Here is a 14,966-nt window from a genome sequence, read left to right on the forward strand (position 1 = left end):
GACATCGGACGCCTGGTCAGCGTCGCGGCAGGCCCAGACGCCCGGCGACCTGTGGTCGCTCAATTGCTGTCTGAGCCGTCTCCCGCGGCCAGTCATACCGCGAGAGAGGCCCAATCTCCCTGGTCAGGTGATCTGGTTGACCACGCTAGACGGACGGAAGGACAGGGTAGTATCTGCCACCAGCCTCGTAGTGCCATCGGTCATGGTCATCGAGCTCGTCCCGGTAATAATTGAGCCATCGTCGAAGGCCTTTGCTCCATTCGTCGACCGCAGAAGGTTGACGAGTTGGATGCCCGCCTCCGACATCGTCAGCAGTTCGCCGGCGTCCGTGACGCCGTTCTGATTGTGATCTTGCCAGACGCGGAACTCGTTCCAGCGCTCGTCCTGAATGTCGAGGACGTTGTCGTCATTGGTGTCGAATACCAGCCTCAGTCCCTCCATATCGGAAACAGCGCGGCCATCTTCAACCCAGGAGGCGAAGGCGAGCTCGCGCTCTTGGTCGATGAGGCCGTCCGCGCCTGCTTCACCGTTGGCGGAAAGATCGATTGCTAGGAGACCATCATCAGGTCCGACCCATGCGGTCACATCGCGCTCGCCGTCGGCATCCCAGTCGAAGGTTGGTCCACTGGTGGCGAGCGGATCGAACGGGCGAAGGTCGATGTGTCCGCTCTGATCTAAATCCAACAGAACTGGCGGCCTGGTGCTGCCATATGAAACCCGACCATCATCCCAGGTTGTGGTCACAAAGAGTTCCAGAGGATTTCCGGGTCGTGCCACATTGTGTCTAAGTTGTTCTTCATAGAACGACCACGACTTAGAGTTGTCGAAATCGTATTTCGTGATGAGGGGGTACGGGCCGGCATAGGTTGCTGTTGACGTCAACTGACCTGCCACATTGTAGAACTTCTCTATGCGAGACCACGTTTGAGTGCCATTAACGTCATATGTGATTACCGTCTTAGTCTTATCGTCATATAGATAGGTGCGATGCGTCACCGCTCCTGCAGAGTTGGCTAAATCGATTTGTTGAGCCCACGTCTGTGCATCGGCGACATCGTAGGTCGTGGTCTCCTTGCTCCCATCGTCGTTCGTCTTGACCTGCTTCGTCATCTTTCCGGCGGTGTCGAAGTTCTGGACGATGGTCGTCCAGGTGGCCGCATCAGCCGGATCGTATTTGGTCGTCGCGCGCGTCTTGCTATCGTCCAAATACGAACGTTGAATCAGCGCCCCGGAGGCATCGTTCCAATCAGTTTGCTGCCACCACGCCTTGGTGTCGGCGAGATCGTACCAGTCGGTTTGCTTCGTTCCGTTGTCGTTGACCTGGACCTGCCTCATCAGCTTACCCGCGGTGTCAAGGTACTGGGTAAGGCTGGAGTAGCCTTTCGTCTTCGTGACGTCATAGAAGATGATGGTCTTGGTGCCATCATCGTTCAGCCACGTCTTCTTTATTGTCGCTCCGGCAGCATCATAAGAATAGGTCTGCTGCGCCCATGCTTGCGCGTCTGGGACGTCGTACCAATCCGTCTGTTTCGTGCCGTCGTCCATCGTCTGGTGCCGTTTCGTCAGCTTGCCGGCCGTGTCGAGATAGTCTGTAAGGCTCGAATAAACTTGGGTCTTAACAACGTCGTAGAACGTGTTGGTTCGCGTGTTGTCATCGTTCAGGAACGAACTCTGGGTGCGGGCGCCCGCCGTATCGAAGAGGTCGGTCTGCTGCGTCCAAGTTTTCGTGCCGGCGACGTCGTACCAGTCGATCCGCTTCGTGTCATTGTCCATGACCTGATCCTGTTGGGTCAGCTTTCCCGCCGCATCAAGGTACTGGGTGAGGCTCGAGTATCCCTTGGTTTTTGTGGTGTCGTAGTAGATGTTCGTCTTCGTGTTGTCGTCGTTCACCCATGAACGCTGGGTCTGCGCCCCGGCCGCGTCGTAGAAGTAGGTCTGTCGCGTCCAGGCCTGTGCGTCGGTGACGTCGAACCAGTCGGTAACCTTCGTGCCGTTGTCGTTGGTCTGTTCCTGCTTCGTCAGCCGGTTGGCGGAATCGACATATTGCACGAGGGTCGACCAAGTCTTGGCGCTGGCCACGTCGTAGAGGGTCGTGACCCGAGTCCTGTCGTCGTTCAGGAACGAACGCCGGGTGAGGGTGCCGGCCGTGTCGGTGACGTCGACCTGCTGCTCCCAGGTCTGCGCGTCGGCGACGTCGAAGGTCGTCGTCTCCTTCGTGCCGTCGTCGTTCGCCTGGACCTGCTTGATGATCTTGCCCGCGACATCGAAGGTCTGGATCACCTCCTTCCACGTCTCCGCGCCGAGCGGATCGTAGAAGCTGGCGGTGACCGGAATGCCGTCCTTGTTGAGCTCGGTCACGGAGAGCAGCTTGCCGCTCGTGCCGTCGTAGGCAGAATCGGTCATGGTGCCGTCGGCGAGCAGCAGCAGTTCGCCGATGCGCCGCCCGGCCGAGTCCGTCGTCAGCCGGCGGGTCAGCTTGCCGGTGGCACTGAAGCTCTCGGTCACCGTCTCGTTGACGCTGCCTGTCGCGGTCCACTCGACGGTCGTCAGCGTGACCGCCCCGTTGAGATGCGTGATGGCCGTCTGCGTCCGGTCGCGAACTCCGTCATTGTTGGCGTCCTTCTCCAGCTTTACCGTCCGGCCATCGGCGCTTTCGATCCGCGTGCCCTTGGCGACGACGGTGCCAGCGGCATTCGTCTCGGTGATCGTGCTGACGATGGATCCGTCGATCTGCGTCGTCGCCACTTCGACATATTCGTAGGTGCCGTTGCCGTCGAAGTCGGAGCGGGTGGTTCGGCCGAGGCCATCGGTCGTGACGGTGGTCTCGCTTTGGGCGGCGATCGCTTCCTTCCAATTGACGTCGCTGTCGACGAGATAGGCGGCCTTCCTAGCTTCTGCGTTGTTGACCGTGGTCGTGACGGCCGCGCCGGAAAGGTCCTTGACCGTCGTCTCCGTGCTGTCGGTGACGCCGTCGCCGTTGAGGTCGCGCGAGACCACCTCGGTGCGGCCGTCGGCGCTGACCTTCTCCGTCGTCTTGCTCTGGACCGCGCCTGTGGCGGTGGTGTCGGTCGAGACGGAGGTCTCGCTACCGTCGGCATTGACCGTCAGCACCGTCGTGCGCCTACGGTCGATTGTGTCATTGCCGTCGAGATCCCACGACGTAGTCGTGGTTCTCCCATCCGCAGACGTCATGATCGTGGTGCCGTCTAGCTTCGCGCCGGACTTGCCGTAGCCGGTGATGACGGTCGTCTGCGATCCGTCGACGAAGCGCGTGTAGGTTTCGGTCTGATCCGTCTTGCCGTCGCCATCCGCGTCGCGGACGGTGCTGATCTCGCGTCCACCGGCATTCGTGGTCTTCGTCTGCTTCTCCATGAGCTTCTGCGCGGCGTCGAGTATCGATAGGGTCTCGATGACGGAGCCATCGGCGAGCGTCGACTTGGAGCTGACCAGTGAACGGCTGGCGAGACCGAGCGCGGTGCGGTCTTCCGCCACCGTGATCGTGCGGCCGTCGTGGCTGCGCATCTCGACGGATTTGCCGATCAGCGAACCGTCGGCCTTCTTGCTCGTGATCGTTCGGGTCACCGAGCCGTTGCCGTTCAGCACCGTGACGTCCGTCGACACCTGATCATGGCTGCCGTTGCCGTCGAGATCCCACAGCTTGGTGATCGACAGGCCATTGGCGCTCGTCGTCGTCTCTGCCTGGCGGGTGAGGGCCGCACCACTGAGCTCGCTGACGGTCCTGGTCGTCGAGCCATTGGCGTTGAGCGTCGTGACGTCGGTGCGGCTCCTGTCGAAGCTGCCATCGCCGTTGATATCCCACTTTTGCGTGACGCTGAGCTCATCCGCGGAGGTTTCGGTGACCGCCTTCTCCAGCGTTTTCAGGATGCCGTCCTGGCGAAGGACCGTCTGCGTTCGGCTGCCGTTGGCGTTGAGGGCCGTCGTCTCGACGAACCGCGCATCGAATGTCCCGTCGCCATTGACGTCGTAGTCGCTGGTCCGAGCCAAGCCGCTGCCGCTCACCGTGACGGTCTTCTTGCCGACGACCGCCACCCCGTCGGCCCCGAGATCGGACAATGCCGTCGTAATGCTGCCGTCTGCATTGACGATGGTGACCGCCTTCTGGTCGATCACCGCATCGCCGTCGATGTCCCGCGTCACAGTCGTCGTGAGCTTGTCGGTGCTGGTCGTCGTGACGGTCTTGCTTTCGAGCGTGCCGCCGACCTTGAGGTAGGTTTCAGTCACGACCGTGCTGCCATTGGCGTTCAATGTAGTTTCCCGCGTGCGCGAGCGGGTCACACCGGTGTCGCTCTTGACCCATCGGGTCGTCTCCGACAAACCGTTGGCGCTCGTCTCGACGATGGTGGTGCCCTTCGGGATCCGGTTCGCCACTTCGCCGGTCCTTACCGTTTTGCTGCCGTCGGCATTGAGGAACGTCGTCGAGGTCACCGTGCGATCGACGCTACCATCGCCGTTCAGATCCGTATCCGCCTTTGTCACCAATCCATCGGCGCTCGTTGTGGTGACCGTTCGAGATTGGAGGCGGGACGTGCCACCGGCCAGCACAAAGGTGGACGTCGTCGAGGTCGTGGAGCCGTCGGCATTGATGACCGTGGCGTTCGTCACATCGTCGGCGAGATCACCGTCGAGATCGACGCCTGTCGAGACGCTCCTGCCGTCGGCACTCGTCGTCTTCACCGTCCGTGACAGCGTCATGCCGGCGCCACCAGCAGTGGTGACCGTGTCGACCGTCGCGCCGTTCGCCCGCAGCACACGCGACGTTGTCGTCGTGATGTCCTCCGTGCCGCTGCCGTCGGCGTCGGTACGCATCGTCTGCGTCAGGCCGTTGCCACTCGTCGTCGTTTCGGTGCTGCCAACCAGGCTGCTTCCGGCGTGGCGCTTCACCGTCGTCGTCACCGAACCATCGGCATTGATCCGCCTCGTCTCGGTGACGCGAAGGTCGATGGTCGCGTCGCCATTGACGTCCGTTTCGACCGAAGTCTCGAAGCCGTCGTCGCTCGTCGTCGAGATGGTCCGTTCGATGACTGTGCCATCGGCTGCGCGCAGCGTCTCGGTCCGGGTGCGCCTGCCGTCTGCCCCGAGAACCGTCTCGCTGGCCGCCTCCCACTCGAACGCTCCGTCGCCATCGTCGTCGGTGAAGAGAACCTGCTTCAGTCCGTCTCGGCTCGTCGTCAACTTCGACTGCGCCAGAAGCATGCCGTTCGCCGCGGTCCAGCTATCGGTGAGCGACGTGCTGCCATCCGCGGCCGTCGCGGCAATCGTCCGACGGTCGATGGCGCCGTCGCCATTCGCATCGACCGACGCCGTCGTCGTCTTGCGATCCGCGCTGACCGTCGTCGTCGTCCATTCCAGCAGCGTGCCGTCGCCGCTCCGGGCATCGACAACCTCCGTGCGGCTGCCGTCGCCGTTCAGCATGATGCGGTCGCTGGCAACAAGGTCCGCGACACCGTCGCCGGTAAGGTCCTGTATCGCGGTCTGCGTCAGGCTATCCGCCGACGTCGTCGTCACGGTTTGGCCGATCAGGCTGCCGTCGCTGGACTTGACCATCACCGTTTCCGTGCGGCTGCCGTCCGCGTTGACGACCATGGTTGCGGTTTCGGTCCGCTCGGTCGTCCCGTCGCCGTCGATATCTGTCGTCCGCGTCCATGAAAGGCCGTCCGCCGCCGTCACCTTGACGCTACGGCCCGCCAACGCTCCGTTCGGATGTCGGTCGATCACCTCTTCAGTCGTAATCCCGTCCGTGCCGACCGCGATCGTCGTCAGGCGATCGACGGCGCCGTCGCCTTTGGCGTCGGCCTCAACCGTCACCAGCTTGCCATCGACCCTGCGGGTAGTAACCGTGCGCGACAACAACGTGCCATCGCCGCTCGTGACGCTTTCGCTTTCGACGGTCGAGCCGTCCGCCTGCGTCACCTTTTGAGTGGTTGCAACGCGGTCCACCGTGCCATCACCATCGATCTCGGTGCGGACACTCTTCGTCTTGCCGTCGGCGCTGATCGTCGTTTCCTCGCGACCGAGGAGTGTGCCGTCGCGGCCGTAGGTGGCAATCCCTGTCGCCGTGCTGCCGTCGCTGCCTGCCGAAATGCGCACCTCGCGCCGATCATCGACGGTGCCGTCGCCATCGAGGTCGGTAAGCACGCTCCGGCTGCGCCCGTCGGCGCTCGTGGTTGTCGTCGAGCCGTTTCTGAGGCTGCCATCGGCATTGCGCGTGTCGATCGTGCGCGTGCGGTTACCGTCGCCGTTCACCAAAGTCGCGTCCGAGACGACGGTGTTGTACTGCCCGTCGCCGTTCTCGTCGATGGAGGTGGTCTTCGAGAGGCCGTCCGCGCTCGCCGTGACGCTGACCTGCGTGAGCACGCTTCCATCCGCTGCGAGCGCCTTGGTGACGGTCGTCATCGAGCGGTCGGCATGGACGGTGAAGACCCCGGTCTGATCGACGATGCCGTCGCCGTCCTGGTCGATGGTCGTCGTTACTGTCTGGCCGCCGGCGCTGGTGATCGTCATCGTGCGGTCGCGGAGCGACCCGTCAGCATTGAAGTTACTGACCACGCGCGTCCGGTTGCCGTCGCCATCGGTCGTCAGCTCGACCCGCTGCGAGCGGTCGAAGGTGCCGTTGCCGTCCTCATCGTATTGCGTGACCGTCGTCTGCCCGTCTGCGCTCTTGGTGATCAGGTTGCGGAAGGCAAGGCGGCCGTCCGGCGTGTAGCCGAGGATATCCTCCGTAACCGATCCATCGGCGTTCGTCGTCGTGCTCCTGCGGATGACATAGCCATTGTCGTCGGCTGCGAGCCGGGCGTCCCCGACCGTGCCCGTCGATCCGTCGGTGCGCGTGAAGGTCGTCGTGCCAAGGATTGCCGAGCCGTCGCCGAAGTTCTGGCCGCTGCCGCTCGGCGTCAGGTCGATCGAGGCGATGCCGAGCGAATCCAGCGACGCGAGCTGGCCGTCGACCAGGACCTTGAATTCGGACCAGCGTGCGTCGCCGGCGTCGAGCTTGCCATTGCCGTTCGTGTCGAAGACGTTCTTGATCGCCTCGAGATCGCCGGTCGCCGATTTGTCCCACTCGGTGAAGATGAATTCGCTGGCGTTGCTGACCTTGCCGTCGCCGTCGACGTCGAGAACGAGCATGCCGGTGCCCGCGCCGGCCGAGGCCATACGGTGCAGGTAGCCGCTGCCGTCGAGATCTACGAAGAACGAAGAGGAGGAGAGGGGATCCACCGAAAGGCCGTTGCCAGCGATGTCGAAAAGCACCGGGCTCCAGGCGGTACCTCCGGAACTTGAGCCGCGGTCCCAACTGTCGCGGTCCCAACGGCCGTAAGATCCGGTGTCCTGGTTGTCGCGTTTGCCAGAGGAGGTGTCCCGCCAACTGCCGTAAGAGCCGGTGTTTTGATTGTCGCGTTTGCCGCTTGACGAGCCGCCAGTGGATCTGGACCCGGTCCGCGAAGACCGCGTACCCCCTCCATTCGAAGACCCGGTGCCTTGCCGTCCGGAGGAAGAACTGCCCGTGTTGCCCCTAGAATATCCGCCGTGGGAGTCGACGCCGCTGTAATGGTCCCCACTGCGGCTGCCCCCGCCAGTGCTGCGGGAAGGCTTGCTCGGTTTCTGCGGCTTGTTCGGGTTGAGCGACGTCGGCTTTTGCGGGTTTTGGTCAACTGTGTCGACAAGTGGCGATGGAGCGACCGGCTGCAGCGGAATGTCTACCGTTTTCGTCGTCGCTGGGGTAAGCGAAATGCTTCCACCTGACGGCAGGTCGAGCGGGGAGAGCGGGCTCGTAGTCGGCGTCGTGATCGGGTCCAGAACGCTTGGAGCAACTGGTGAGATGGCATCCGAATTGGTTGGAAGAGATACCGGCAGATTTGGCCGTATATCGGGGGCTCCGGAAATCCGGAGTGTCTCTGAAATCACATCCAAGGCGTTCGTGTAGCCGAACTCGCCAGGGTAGCTGCCGGCTATTCTAGCGGGGGAAACAGCAAAGCCCTCAGGTGAGAAATTGCGGCCGCGAACGAAGCCCGCCAACGCTTCGCCAAGCGTATGCGCAATCGCATCCAACATCGACTGCGTTTTCTCAGCACCTACGAAGCTCCCTACTGCTGCTCCGCCAAAACCGCCGATAACAGAAGCTGCAGGTGCCACTTCGGGGCCGAACGTGACGGTTCCGATCCTCGCTCCAAGCAATGCGCCGCCTCTAAGACCGATTCGCATTCCCGCGACGCTGCCAACAAACGAGGTTCCCTGGGCGATGAACTCTTCTTTGAACCGCCCATCTACAGCCGCCCCCACTAGCGCTGGCGTTACAAAGATGCCCGCGTCGATTACTGCGGCTGTCCGACCGATCAATCGGCTTGCCGACTCCAACCCCGACGAGCCGTACTGAGCAATCCCCGACAAAACTCCATCGAAGTAAGCGCCAATTGCTGACCCGGCGGTGCCCCAGCCAGCCCAGCCACCATTGCTGTTTGTAGTCTCAGACATTCAGCCGCCCCCTAGCGAAATCCATTCCACACATATTCGGCAAACTTCGAAACGATCATCAGATTCAAACTAACGGGGTCTGCATCCCATCGCTTGTCCTCCCGCAAGAAAAAGATTTCATAGATCTTTCCAATTGCCACTAAGAATAGAACCCAGGAAACGACGGCATAGGCATACTCAACGATGTACGTAATAGATAATATAGACCCGACTAGAGCTATTCTATACAGAAAAATGTGTCTTCTTATCATTTCGATAAAGTTCATTGTGCCTCGCGCTGCCAATGCCACTTGATGCGCGTTCCCAACTTTGCGTTCCTTTTGATCTCAAGTCTGTATCGACTCGACTTTATCGGTGCGTTGAAGTTGATGGATACTCTCCTGTTTAAGTCTCCGCAAGCTATGATTGCGACATGATCCACAATTGCAAGTTTGTACCCGATCGGGCTTGGTGCCGCCTGCTCGCAACGAAGATCGATGATGCACAAGCCAAAACTCTATCCCGGAAAGAGTGACCTTCGCCGCGCTGGGCGAGGCCGAGCGGCGTCGAGATCCGGCGCCGAGGAGGCCTCACAGTCTTGCGCGCACGCGCGCTGCCGTCGCGTAATGGCGCTGCAATAAGAGGAGCGCGCTTCAACCCGAAAGGCGTGCCGGCGCTGTACCTTGCACTGATTATCACGACGGCGGTCAAGGAAGCCAACGGATGCTTTGTTACACCGTATTGATCTCTGCGTGCTCTGCTCTGACGACGTCGATTGCGAGGACGTAGCTGATCTCACGACGGAGAAGGGGAGGGCGGACTACGCCATATCGCTGGAGGAGATGGCCTGTAGTTGGGGAAGCGCAGTTGCATGGGGGAGACGTCCCGCTTCATGGGAGATTTATGACCGCCTTTATACGCATGGGATCGCCGGTATACTGGTACCGAGCTTTGCGCCGGGTGCCCAGGAAGACGACCGAAATCTCGTCCTATGGACGCGGAGTATCTACCACATCGAGTAGCGGTAAACGATCCGAGCGGCCGGCTATCGAAAGACCAGTTGTCCTGGAGTTAAGGGAGTATTTGTCGGGCCGTAAAGGTCGACCAAGGTCACGAAGCGGTGCGGGCGCAAAGCCGAAGGACGCTATCTGTCTTTCTGGTGAGCGCCTAGTCGGTGGCACTGTTCGCAATGCTTACGCCCGAACTTGCGACACCTATCGGCTGGGCGACAAATTCTAGGAACTTCGCGATATCGACCGAAGGATGGCGGGAGGCGTAGATCACGTCGCGGTTCTTGATCGGGAATGTCTGACCGACGATCAGGCTGTCCGGATTGGTCATGTTGAAGCGGTAGACGATTGGATAGCGGCCGACGCTGTCGGCCTTCATGCCCTTGCTCAGCAGCGTATGGAAACGCTCCTGCCCGAGCAGGCTCATGACGATATCCGGCTCCTCGTAGCGGAAGACGAAGTAGCCCTTCGCGTCGACCGTCTGGTCGGCGCCGCCGCCGGCAAGCGCTACCGCTTCGAGCAGGTTCAGGTCGTTGGAGCCGAACTCGACGCGCTGATTGGCCCGGACCTGGCCTAAGATCGTGAAGGTGCGCGGGTCGCGGGTGACGAAGATCTGGTCGCCCGGCTTGACGTGGATGTTTTCCGACGGGTTGGCGATGATCGATTTCAAGAGGACCGTGCCGGTCTTCTTGCCGCGCACGAGCGTGACATAGGTCTCGTAGGGCTGCGCCGCCGGGCCGCCGGCCTTGGCGATGACCTCGTTGATCGTTTCGCTGACGAGGTTGAGCGGCACCACCGAGGGACGACCGACGGCGCCGGAAACGGTGACGATGCGCGAGGCCGTCGACGTCGACGTCACGATCACGTCCGGCTCCACCGCCTTCTGTTTCAGCGCGTCGAGGATTGCCTGCCGCGCCTGTTCCAGCGTCAGGCCGGCAAAGCGCACCGAGCCGACATAGGGGATCGCCGCCTTGCCGTCGGGCTGGACGACCAGGTCGATGCTCGTCTGCTTCGATTCCGTTGTGGAAAACAGGCCGTCGCTGCCGGCCTCGAAGATCGTCACCTTCAACTGGTCGCCGACGCCGATCACCACCTGGCCGACACCGCCGCCGATGCCGAAGCGGCGGCTGAGCGTGGTGGCGACATAATCGGAAACGAGCCGCGCCGATTGGCCGTCAACGTCGACGATATCGAACACCGTGGCGTTCTTTCTGCCGATCTGTGCACCGGATTGGCCGGCGTCTGCGACGATATCGGTTGCCAGAGGGCCCTCGCCCGGTACGGCTTGACATCCCGCAAGCGCGGTACAAAGCAAAAGGGCAGTCACTCGTTTCACTACGACACTCCGTATTCGGCACAGCCATGATTCTATTGAAGGAACTGCGCCGCATAAATTCCGCCGGCCCCTGAAAAGCACAAACACCGTCCCGCAACAAGCCACCTCTCCGTACACAGTAGCCGAGTGATTCGGGACTGCGCCTCTGCAGCTATATAGCCAATTGCCCTCGCGCGTTTTTTAGCCTCGTCCAAAACAACCAACGTTTGCGACAGCGTAACGCATAGGAAAGAGTGCGCATTGATCTCGCAGCTTGCAGCTCTGGAGTCCATGGGCTTGACCGTGGCCTGGGATTAGGCTGTACAGCTTCTGGCTCAGTGAGAGGCGTCTCCGCCAGACGCTCAAAACGTCCTGAGGGGCTTGAAATAACACGCAGGGGATTCGACGGCTCGCATGCTTGACGTCATTATAGGCTGGCTAAACGATCACGCTATTCCACGTATGGCCAATGAGGGCACAGATTGGTTAAAAGGGGGTTATGCCGAGCGCTTCGACTGGAGCGGTAAGCGTTTCGATCCGGGTTTCAAGCGTGTACGGGTTACGGCGAGACAGATTTACGCCTTTTCTCATGCCGCCTTAGGTGGTGCGCCTGAAGCTTTGCGGGCAGCCGAGCACGGCATGCAGTTTCTTTTGCGCAAGGCCAAGCTGAGCAACGGTTTATTCGCGTCCAAACTATCAACGGATGGAACCTGCCTGGATGCGACTGCTGATCTCTATGATTTGGCATTCGTCCTCTTCGCGCTAGCGTGGTGGTATCGATTGACGGACGATGCGGCGGCGCTTCGTGTAGCAGAAGAGACACTGAGCGCTCTTCGCCGTGAGCTTCGTCATCCGTCGCAACGCGGTTTCCTCCATCGATCCGGTGAGGGCGCGCCTTATCAACAGAACCCGCACATGCATCTATTGGAAGCCTCCATTTTTCTCGCCGCATTCAGCGATCGGGATATCTTTCACACATTGGCGAGGGAACTTTTCGACCTCGCGGCTGGGACCTTCTTCGATCCCGAGACAGAGACGCTCGCGGAGTTTTATGGTGAAGGGTGGAGGCGGCCCGATGATTCGGGCTCGGTTATTGTGGAGCCCGGTCATCATTTCGAGTGGTGCTGGCTACTAAGCCGCTACACTGCACTCACAGGTGACAAGTCGGCTTTGGGAATAGCCGAGAAATTGTTTTCGTTCGCCGAGCGTCACGGTTTTGACACTGAGACCGGCCTAATTCTCGACGCTGTCGACACCGCGGGTCGTGTGCTGAAAGCAGATTTTCGTTCATGGCCCAACCTTGAATACGTCAAAGCCATAGTTGCCATGCAGGAGATTTACCCCAACGATGATCGTTTCTCTGATGAGAGGCTCGACGAAGCGGTTCAGCGTGTTTTTACTTACTTCCTACGCCCTAAAAGGTCGGAAAAGGCGTCCGTGCCGGAGGGACTGTGGGTGGATTACCTTCACGGAAAGGACTTTTCCCCAAAGGTTGATCACATTCCGGTTTCAACCTTTTACCACCTATCCTTTGCGTTTATGGAGGTAACCCGACGCCGCACTGGCCGGGACATGTTCTCCGGTCTTCCGTGGTGATCGGTGGTTGGTGACCATACGAGCCGGTCGGCTCACATACAGCGATAAGGTTCAAGAATGTTTGCATCCAAAATGCGGCATACAGATTTTAGCGGCGCAGCTATTTTAGTGGTGGGCGATTTGATGCTCGACCGTTATCGATACGGCTCAGTTTCACGGATATCTCCGGAGGCCCCTGTTCCGGTCCTGCTTGCAAAACGCGAAATGTCGATGCTGGGAGGAGCCGGCAACGTGGTGGCAAATGCAGTTGCGCTAGGAGGCAGATGCGGCTTGATAAGCATCATAGGTGACGATGATGCCGGCCGTGAATGTGAGTCCTTGCTTTCCTCTTTGCCGAGATGCAAGGCCGAACTCGTAGTTGACCGCGGGCGTCGGACAACGACCAAAACGCGTTTCGTGAGTGGGAGTCAGCAGCTTCTGAGGTGTGATGAGGAAGACCTGCACGCATTCGATGGAACGATTACTGAGCGGCTGATTTATGCTTTTGAGCAAGCCGTCGGAGAATATCAGGTTGTTGCCCTTTCGGACTATGGAAAGGGCGTACTCCACGACGCGGTTCTGCGTCATATAATGCAGAAATCTCGAGCCTTATCGATTCCGGTAATCGTCGATCCCAAGCGGAAGGATTTCTCCTCCTATGAAGGGGCCAGCGTGATAAAGCCGAATCGGTCGGAGCTATCGGCCGCCACGAATTATCCTTGTGTGACCGCGGACGAATGCGAGATAGCTGCGCGGCATCTCTCGTCGATCACAGGTGCAGACATATTGGTTACGATGTCTGAGCAGGGGATGGTGTTATACGAGAGAGGGAAACCGGCTGTTCATTCACATGCCACCACAACCGAGGTTTTCGACGTTTCCGGTGCCGGTGATACTGCGCTAGCGGTCTTTTGTTCGGCGCTTGCGGTTCATTACTCGAAGGAGCAGGCGACCTTCCTTGCCAACGCGGCTGCTGGTGCTGTTGTGCGTAAATTGGGAACCGCTGTTTTGTCCCCCGAAGAGCTTAACAGGGAGCTGAACCGCATTAACCAGCCGCTGGTCGAAGTGATTTGCAATCTGGAGACTGCTAAGGAGCAGGTGGCGCATTGGAAACAAGAAGGTCTTTCGGTGGGCTTCACAAACGGTTGCTTCGACATAGTTCACGCCGGACACATAGAGCTCCTGAGACAAGCGGCGGAAAAGTGCGATCGACTTGTTGTAGGCTTAAACAGCGACGCGTCGGTATCGCGCTTGAAAGGCCCCCAGAGGCCGATTCAACCAGCGGCTTCACGAGCTGCTGTCTTGGCCGCACTGCAGCACGTCGACATGGTCGTCGTCTTCGAGGATGATACACCTTTTAAGCTGATCGAGGCGTTGAGGCCAACCGACCTGATCAAAGGCGCGGACTACACCGAGGACAAGGTCGTGGGAGCGGATGTTGTCAAGCAACATGGAGGCAGGGTCCACCTTATCGAATTAGTGCCGGGATTGTCTACCACTCGCGCGGTCGAGCGGATTAGAGCGTATAGCGCCTAGACTTCGCGCGGCCGATACACCCAGGAAAGACGCAGGAGCTACGTAAATGATATTGGTTACAGGGGGCGCCGGCTTTATCGGCTCAAATGTAGTCGAGGCACTCTCAGAAACGCGTGTAGTGGCAATATGTGACTGGTTTGGTAGCGACGATAAATGGAAGAACGTGCGGAATGCCTCTGTAGAGGATTTCGTCCTGCCCAGCGATCTGCCCGATTGGCTCGCCCGCCGGGGGGATTCCCTCAGCGGAATCATTCACATGGGTGCAATAAGTGCCACTACTGAACGCGACGTCGATCGTATAATCGTTAATAACCTGCAACTTAGTCGATCGCTTTGGGACTTTGCTGCAGCCAGGGAAATCCCGTTCATATACGCCTCTTCAGCGGCAACATACGGCAATGGCGAGCAGGGGTTTATTGATCGCAGCGATTGGGAATATCTTGCTACCTTGCGTCCACTTAACCCATATGGCTGGAGCAAGTTGGCGTTCGACCGGCAAGTGCTGGGAATCGCCAGCCGAGATTTGCCTGCGCCTCCCAAATGGGCCGGGCTAAAATTCTTCAACGTCTATGGCCCGCGTGAAGGTCATAAAGGAGGCATGCGCTCTGTTCCTTACAGCAACTATGACACTCTGCGCAGAGGCGAGCCGTTGCGGCTGTTTAAATCCGAGCGGTCCGACTACGAGCATGGCGGACAAAAACGCGACTTTGTGTACGTCGGAGATTGTGTTCAGACGATAATCTGGATGCTGGATAACGAGTTTAAGAGCGACCTTTACAACGTCGGTACCGGGCGCGCTGAAACGTGGCTGGACGTTGCTCGCGCCATGTTCGCAGCGATGGATCGCGAGCCACAGATAGAATTTATCGATATGCCGGAGTCGTTGAGAGGCCGCTATCAGTATATGACGGAGGCATCCATGTCGAAGTTGGCTGCGGTTGGCTGCCCAATTCCGGCCACCAGCTTACGCGATGGAGTGGCGGCAACTTATCGCTATCTAGAGGCGGAGTCCGCGGATTGCTGACGATACGGGTTAGTTAGAAATGACGATGAGAAGTGGCCAG

At 59.7% G+C, this 14,966-nt stretch carries 5 protein-coding genes and 1 pseudogene; 4 read left to right on the forward strand and 2 right to left on the reverse strand.

Going from position 1 to position 14,966, the window contains the following annotated elements; translation table 11 throughout:
- Positions 1-123: 123 nt before the first annotated feature.
- On the reverse strand, positions 124-7,266 hold the full coding sequence (locus M728_RS20095; RefSeq protein WP_034883466.1) for a hypothetical protein: 7,143 nt from the start codon (positions 7,264-7,266) through the stop codon (positions 124-126).
- 1,771 nt (positions 7,267-9,037) lie between these two features.
- Between M728_RS20095 and M728_RS20100 the strand changes: the two are divergent.
- Positions 9,038-9,541: pseudogene (locus M728_RS20100) on the forward strand (RES family NAD+ phosphorylase).
- Positions 9,542-9,633: 92 nt separating this feature from the next.
- On the opposite strand, the gene M728_RS20105 reads toward M728_RS20100, so the two are convergent.
- Positions 9,634-10,812, reverse strand: coding sequence for a polysaccharide biosynthesis/export family protein (locus M728_RS20105; RefSeq protein WP_370906496.1), 1,179 nt, complete (start codon positions 10,810-10,812; stop codon positions 9,634-9,636).
- 393 nt (positions 10,813-11,205) lie between these two features.
- Between M728_RS20105 and M728_RS20110 the strand changes: the two genes are divergently transcribed.
- Genes M728_RS20110 through rfaD form a run of 3 tightly spaced genes read left to right on the forward strand, consistent with a single transcriptional unit; the run spans position 11,206 to position 14,926 of the window.
- Positions 11,206-12,387 carry an AGE family epimerase/isomerase gene (locus M728_RS20110; RefSeq protein ID WP_026619968.1) on the forward strand — a complete coding sequence of 394 codons (1,182 nt, stop codon included), beginning with the start codon at positions 11,206-11,208 and terminating at the stop codon, positions 12,385-12,387.
- A gap of 57 nt (positions 12,388-12,444) precedes the next feature.
- Positions 12,445-13,902 (forward strand): D-glycero-beta-D-manno-heptose 1-phosphate adenylyltransferase, encoded by a 1,458-nt coding sequence (gene rfaE2, locus M728_RS20115; protein ID WP_034883264.1) that lies wholly within the window; start codon positions 12,445-12,447, stop codon positions 13,900-13,902.
- A 46-nt stretch (positions 13,903-13,948) separates the two neighbouring features.
- Positions 13,949-14,926 (forward strand): ADP-glyceromanno-heptose 6-epimerase, encoded by a 978-nt coding sequence (gene rfaD / locus M728_RS20120; protein ID WP_026619966.1) that lies wholly within the window; start codon positions 13,949-13,951, stop codon positions 14,924-14,926.
- Positions 14,927-14,966 lie beyond the last annotated feature (40 nt).

Source organism: Ensifer sp. WSM1721 (genome assembly GCF_000513895.2).
Taxonomy (GTDB): Bacteria; Pseudomonadota; Alphaproteobacteria; order Rhizobiales; family Rhizobiaceae; genus Sinorhizobium.

Excerpts from the sequence above, each read along its gene's own strand:
- M728_RS20110 (WP_026619968.1), top strand. The coding sequence starts at position 11,206 with ATGCTTGACGTCATTATAGGCTGGCTAAACGATCACGCTATTCCACGT.
- rfaE2 (WP_034883264.1), top strand. The coding sequence starts at position 12,445 with ATGTTTGCATCCAAAATGCGGCATACAGATTTTAGCGGCGCAGCTATT.
- rfaD (WP_026619966.1), top strand. The coding sequence starts at position 13,949 with ATGATATTGGTTACAGGGGGCGCCGGCTTTATCGGCTCAAATGTAGTC.